This window comes from Rhizobacter sp. P2_H2 (assembly GCF_056403375.1).
In genome coordinates, this window is the sequence record NZ_JBFUFP010000313.1 from 1 (window position 1) to 5,362 (window position 5,362).

9 protein-coding genes are annotated in these 5,362 nt (G+C 71.1%); 6 read left to right on the top strand and 3 right to left on the bottom strand.

From position 1 onward, the window contains the following. Position 1 precedes the first annotated feature (1 nt). From AC1D15_RS16725 to AC1D15_RS16745, 5 genes are all read left to right on the top strand, one after another. On the top strand, positions 2-487 hold the full coding sequence (locus AC1D15_RS16725) for an SRPBCC family protein (RefSeq protein ID WP_477826854.1): 486 nt from the start codon (positions 2-4) through the stop codon (positions 485-487). Positions 488-495: 8 nt separating this feature from the next. After that, positions 496-1,782, top strand: a complete 1,287-nt coding sequence (locus AC1D15_RS16730; protein WP_477826855.1) for an RNA polymerase sigma factor — start codon at positions 496-498, stop codon at positions 1,780-1,782. Positions 1,783-1,867: 85 nt separating this feature from the next. Then, positions 1,868-2,482: a 2-dehydro-3-deoxy-6-phosphogalactonate aldolase gene (locus tag AC1D15_RS16735; protein WP_477826856.1), complete on the top strand. Its 615-nt coding sequence runs from the start codon at positions 1,868-1,870 to the stop codon at positions 2,480-2,482. Then, complete coding sequence (locus AC1D15_RS16740; protein WP_465110923.1) at positions 2,479-3,366, top strand: 2-dehydro-3-deoxygalactonokinase; 888 nt, start codon at positions 2,479-2,481, stop codon at positions 3,364-3,366. The genes AC1D15_RS16735 and AC1D15_RS16740 overlap by 4 nt, the downstream gene beginning before the upstream one ends. Before the next feature lie 16 nt (positions 3,367-3,382). Then, positions 3,383-4,162 (top strand): SDR family NAD(P)-dependent oxidoreductase, encoded by a 780-nt coding sequence (locus AC1D15_RS16745; RefSeq protein WP_047500180.1) that lies wholly within the window; start codon positions 3,383-3,385, stop codon positions 4,160-4,162. 10 nt (positions 4,163-4,172) lie between these two features. On the opposite strand, the gene AC1D15_RS16750 is transcribed toward AC1D15_RS16745, so the two are convergent. Then, positions 4,173-4,367 (bottom strand): hypothetical protein, encoded by a 195-nt coding sequence (locus AC1D15_RS16750; RefSeq protein ID WP_477826857.1) that lies wholly within the window; start codon positions 4,365-4,367, stop codon positions 4,173-4,175. A 248-nt stretch (positions 4,368-4,615) separates the two neighbouring features. Here AC1D15_RS16750 and AC1D15_RS16755 point away from each other — a divergent pair, with 248 nt between their 5' ends. Further along, positions 4,616-4,870 carry a DUF1488 family protein gene (locus AC1D15_RS16755; RefSeq protein WP_477826858.1) on the top strand — a complete coding sequence of 85 codons (255 nt, stop codon included), beginning with the start codon at positions 4,616-4,618 and terminating at the stop codon, positions 4,868-4,870. Positions 4,871-4,888: 18 nt separating this feature from the next. On the opposite strand, the gene AC1D15_RS16760 is transcribed toward AC1D15_RS16755, so the two are convergent. Then, on the bottom strand, positions 4,889-5,134 hold the full coding sequence (locus AC1D15_RS16760) for a hypothetical protein (RefSeq protein WP_047500176.1): 246 nt from the start codon (positions 5,132-5,134) through the stop codon (positions 4,889-4,891). Between the two features lie 83 nt (positions 5,135-5,217). Next, positions 5,218-5,362, bottom strand: a 145-nt coding sequence (locus AC1D15_RS16765) for a cold-shock protein (RefSeq protein WP_477826859.1), incomplete at its 5' end; no start/stop codon positions are given.

Genomic DNA, 5,362 nt, shown 5'->3' on the forward strand with positions numbered 1-5,362 from the left:
GCTGCTGGTCTACGCCGCCACGAAGCCCGACACCTTCCGCGTCGAGCGCAGCGTGCGCATCCAGGCGTCGCCGGAGAAGCTGCACGCGATGATCAACGACCTGCGCAGCTTCAACACCTGGAATCCGTACGAGCGCAAGGACCCGGCCCTCAAGGGCAGCTACGGCCCGACCACCGTCGGTACCGGCGCGCGCTACGGCTGGGAGAGCCGGGAGGTCGGCACCGGCAGCCTCGCGATCCTCGAGACCGTGCCGGCCTCGAAGGTCACGATGGCGCTCGATTTCGTGAAGCCGTTCGAGGCGCACAACCAGGCCGAGTTCACGCTGCAGCCCGAGCAGGGCGGCACCCGCGTGACCTGGGCGATGCACGGCCCGGTGCCGTACCTCGGCAAGGTGATGCACGTCTTCATCAACGTCGACCGCATGGTCGGCACCGACTTCGAGGCGGGGCTCGCGAACCTGAAGAGCCTCGCCGAGAAGAGCACCTGAGGACCCCGGTGGAATCGACCGAACCACGCACCGAGACACACCGTGCGATCGAAGCCGTCTGGCGCGCAGAGGCCGCGAAGATCATCGCGCACGTCGCGCGCATCGTGCGCGACGTCGGCCTGGCCGAGGAACTCGCGCAGGACGCGCTGCTCGCCGCGCTGGAGCACTGGGAGGGCGGCGTGCTGCCCGACAACCCGGCGGCCTGGCTGATGACCACCGCCAAGCACCGCGCGCTCGACCGGCTGCGGCAAGAAGCGCTGCATGCCCGCAAGCAGGAGGAGCTCGGCCACGAGATGGACGCGCTGCAGGCGCACGTGGTGCCCGACTTCGTCGACGGGCTCGATGCGGCGCGCGAGGACGACATCGGCGACGACCTGCTGCGCCTGATCTTCACCGCCTGCCACCCGGTGCTGTCGACCGATGCGCGCGTCGCGCTGACGCTGCGGCTGCTGGGCGGGCTGACGACCGACGAGATCGCGCGGGCCTTCCTGGTGCCGGAGCCGACGATCGCGCAGCGCATCGTGCGCGCCAAGCGCACGCTGAGCGCGGCGCGCGTGCCGTTCGAGGTGCCGCAGGCGGCCGAGCGCGCGGCGCGGCTCGGGTCGGTGCTGGAGGTGATCTACCTGGTGTTCAACGAAGGCTATTCGGCGACCGCCGGCGACGACTGGATGCGCCCGGCCATGTGCGACGAGGCACTGCGGCTCGGCCGCGTGCTGGCCGGCCTGGTGCCCGGCGAGAGCGAGGTGCACGGCCTGGTCGCGTTGATGGAGATCCAGGCTTCCCGCACGCCCGCGCGCACCGATGCGCAAGGCCGACCGGTGCTGCTGATGGAGCAGGACCGCAGCCGCTGGGATGCGCCGATGATCGCCCGCGGCCTCGCGGCGCTCGCGCAGTCCGAGGCGCTGGGCGGCGCGCGCGGCCCGTATGCGCTGCAGGCGGCACTCGCGGCCTGCCATGCCCGCGCGCGCCGCGCCGACGACACCGACTGGGTGCAGATCGTCGCGCTGTACGACGCGCTCGAGCAGGTGGCGCCGTCGCCGGTGGTGGCGCTGAACCGCGCGGTGGCGGTCGGCATGGCGTTCGGGCCGGCCGCCGGGCTGGAACTGGTCGACGAACTCGAATCCGAACCGGCGCTCGCGAACTACCACTGGCTGCCGAGCGTGCGCGCCGACCTGCTCGCGCGGCTGGGCCGGCACGCCGAGGCGCGCGAGGCCTTCGAGCGCGCCGCCGGGATGACGCGCAACGAGCGCGAACGCGAACTGCTGCTGCAGCGGGCGCGGGAGCAGCCGGACTGAGGGGCTGACGGGCCGCTGTTTTGGCATGCCGGCGGCCCAAAATTTCATTTGTGCGACACCGGAGCGCTCGCTACGCTGTCGCCCCATGACCTGGCCCACCTCCCTGCCGCTGATCGCGATCCTGCGCGGCATCCGCCCCGAAGAAGCCCTGCCCCATGCGCAGGCCCTGGTCGATGCCGGCTTCGATGCGATCGAAGTCCCGCTGAACTCGCCGCAATGGCAGAAGAGCATCGCCGACATCGTGCAGCGCTTCGGCAGCCGGGCGCTGATCGGCGGCGGCACGGTGCTGAAGCCGGCCGATGTCGATGCGCTGGTCGAGGTCGGCGCGAAGCTCGTCGTGACGCCGAACACCCGGCCCTCGCTGATCGCGTACGCGGTGCAGCGCGGCCTGCAGGTCGCGGCCGGCTTTGCGACCGCAAGCGAAGCCTTCGACGCGCTCGATGCCGGTGCGCAGGCGCTGAAGCTGTTCCCGGCCACCACCTACGGCACCGGCCATGTGAAGGCGCTGAAGGCGGTGCTGCCGGCCGGCGTGCCCATGTTCGCGGTGGGCGGCGTGACGCCGGCCAACCTGGGCGAGTACCTGCGCGCCGGCTGCATCGGCGCCGGCCTCGGCAGCGACCTCTACAAGCCGGGGCAGGACGTGTCGCGAACCAGCGAGATGGCACGCGCGTTCGTCACCGCGCTGCAGGCCGCCCGATGATCGCCGTCGACTGGGGCACGAGCAGCCTGCGCGCCTACCGCCTCGATGCCGCCGGCCACGTGCTGGCGCAGCGCAGCACCCCGGCCGCGCTGCTCGCCTGCCAGGGCCGCTTCGAGGCGGTGCTGGCCGAGCAGATCGACGGTTGGAACGATCCGCACATCGTGATGGCCGGCATGATCGGCAGCCGCAACGGCTGGCGCGAGGTGCCCTACGTCGCCTGCCCGGCCGGGGCCGACGCGATCGCCGCCGGCATGCTCGCGTTCGAGGCGCCGGCGCTGCCGGGCCGGCAGCTCTTCATCGCGCCTGGCATGAGCGACCGCGCAGCGCACGGTGCACCGGAGGTGATGCGCGGCGAGGAGACCCAGGTGCTGGGCCTGCTCGACGAACTGCAGGGCAGCGGCCCGCACACGCTGTGCCTGCCCGGCACGCACAGCAAGTGGATCACCGTCGAGCACGGCCGCATCACGCGCCTGCACACCGCGATGACCGGCGAGCTCTATGCGCTGCTGACGCAGCACAGCCTGCTCGGTGCGCTGATGGACAAGGAGGCCGGCGACGACGAGGCCGCCTTCGCGCGCGGGCTCGAGACCAGCCGCGGCAGCGGCGGCCTGCCGAACCAGCTCTTCAGCGTGCGCACGCTCGGCCTGTTCGGCGAGCTGAGCGGCGCGGCGGCACCGTCGTACCTGTCGGGCCTGCTGGTCGGCCACGAGCTGAACGGGCTCGCGCCGGCCACCGGCACCGTCCACCTGATCGGCAGCGCCGCGCTGACCCGCCGCTACGAGCGTGCGCTGGCGGCGCGCGGCCTGCAGGCGATCGCCCATGCCGAGGCGCTGACCGCGCGCGGCCTGCACCGGCTGGCGCTGGCGCGCGGGCTGGTCGATTGAACACCAGGAACCTCCCATGACCCAGTTCGCCCACTACCCGAGCCTCGAAGGCCGCACCGTCTTCATCAGCGGCGGCACCACCGGCATCGGCACCGCCTTCGTCGAGCACTTCCATGCGCAGGGCGCGAAGGTCGGCTTCGTCGGCCGCAACCGCGAAGCCGCCGATGCGCTGCTGGCGGAGATCGCCGCGCGGCCCAACCCGCACGGCGCGCCGAAGCCGCTGTTCATGCCCTGCGACGTGACCGACGTCGCGGCGCTGCAGGCGGCCATCGCGCAGACCCGCAGCGCGTTCGGTCCGATCGGCGCGCTGGTCAACAACGCCGCCAACGACCAGCGCCACCGGGTCGAGGAAGTGACGCCGGAGTTCTGGGACCAGTGCATGAACGTCAACCTGCGCCACCAGTTCTTCGCGGCGCAGGCGGTGGTCGACGACATGGTCGGCCTGGGCGGCGGCTCGATCATCAACCTCGGCTCGATCAGCTGGATGATCAAGGGGGCCGGCTACCCGGCCTACGCGACGACCAAGGCAGCCATCCATGGGCTGACGCGCTCGCTCGCGAAGGACCTGGGCAAGCGCAACATCCGCGTCAATGCGCTGGTGCCGGGCTGGGTGATGACGGACAAGCAGCTGCGGATGTGGGTCACGCCGGAGTCCGAGAAGGATCTCGACGCGAACCAGTGCCTGCCGGGGCGGCTTCAGTCGGAAGACATCGCGACGATGGCGCTGTTCCTCGCCGCCGACGATTCGAAGATGTGCACCGCGCAGAGCTTCGTCGTCGACGCGGGCTGGTCCTGAACGCGCCGGGTCAGTTCAGGCCGTAGCTCGGACCGAAGCGGAAGCGGTCCTCGACCTCGGTGTCGGCGAAGGCCAGGCCGCGGTCGGGGTCGACCACCGTGTCCTGCATGTCGTCGCCGAACTCGCTGTCGCCGCGGCTCACGCGCATCCACAGGCGGTGCAGCAGCTTGGCCACTTCTGCGGTCGACGACTCGGGTGCTGACATCGGATGCCTTTCGGAAGGCCGCACGGGGCGGCGACAGGCATCCAATGGCAAGTTGCGGACCAGCGGGGCCGCCCGCGCTGCGCCGGGCAGGGCCGCCGACGCGGCACGTCACCTGGCACGAAATCCGTCACATCGCCGACCGTCCTGGTTCAAGACTGCCACGGCGTGTCAACCAAGCCGAGGGGTATACGCGAGGGGTATACGATCAGGCTCCTTTGCCATGCCCCGCCCGCCCGGGGTGCGCTGCCATGACTCCCCCGCCTTTTCTCCACGACGCCTCGGGCGACGTGCGCTTCTGGGTGCTGCTCGACGACGGCGCGTCGATCGGGGCGAGCATCAGCATGCGGGCGCTGCACTACCGCTACCGGGCATCCCTCGACGGTGCCGACGCGGTGGCCACCTACACCGCCCACCGTGCCGACATCGATGCCGCGGTGCGCCGCCGCTTCGCCGCCGGCTCGCTGGAGCCGGTGATGCTGCGCGAGCACGACCTGAAGGCCTGAGCGGGCACGGGCAAGCGCCTAGGGCCCGATCAGCGCGGTGGTGCGCTCCACGTCGCGCTCGAAGGCGGCGATCGAGAGTTCCGAGATCGACGCATGCAGCATCACGGTTCGCGCAACCTCGGCGTTGTCCTCGAAGCTCGTGCGCAGTTCTGCACGCTGCTCGGCGGGCAGCACGCGGATCAGCGCCGCCATCAGCGCGTCCATCGCGACCAGCGAGCCCTTCAGGTCGCAGATGCGCTCGGTAGCTTCCTGCAGGTTCTTCATGTCGCGCCCTCCAATGAAAAAACCGCGACCAAGGCCGCGGTTTTCTTGAGAGACCCAGCGCGTGCCGGGCCCCTGCGTTCCGGTCAGGCCGGGACGATGTTCGAGGCTTGCGGGCCCTTCTGGCCCTGCGTCACCTCGAATTGAACGCGCTGGCTTTCAGCCAGGCTCTTGAAGCCGCCGCCCTGGATCTGGCTGAAGTGGGCGAACAGGTCCTTGCCGCCGCCGTCC

Bases quoted from the DNA above. Each gene is read 5' to 3' on its own strand.
- AC1D15_RS16735 (WP_477826856.1), top strand. From the start codon at position 1,868: ATGACCTGGCCCACCTCCCTGCCGCTGATCGCGATCCTGCGCGGCATC.
- AC1D15_RS16740 (WP_465110923.1), top strand. From the start codon at position 2,479: ATGATCGCCGTCGACTGGGGCACGAGCAGCCTGCGCGCCTACCGCCTC.
- AC1D15_RS16745 (WP_047500180.1), top strand. From the start codon at position 3,383: ATGACCCAGTTCGCCCACTACCCGAGCCTCGAAGGCCGCACCGTCTTC.
- AC1D15_RS16750 (WP_477826857.1), bottom strand. From the start codon at position 4,367: ATGTCAGCACCCGAGTCGTCGACCGCAGAAGTGGCCAAGCTGCTGCAC.
- AC1D15_RS16755 (WP_477826858.1), top strand. From the start codon at position 4,616: ATGACTCCCCCGCCTTTTCTCCACGACGCCTCGGGCGACGTGCGCTTC.
- AC1D15_RS16760 (WP_047500176.1), bottom strand. From the start codon at position 5,134: ATGAAGAACCTGCAGGAAGCTACCGAGCGCATCTGCGACCTGAAGGGC.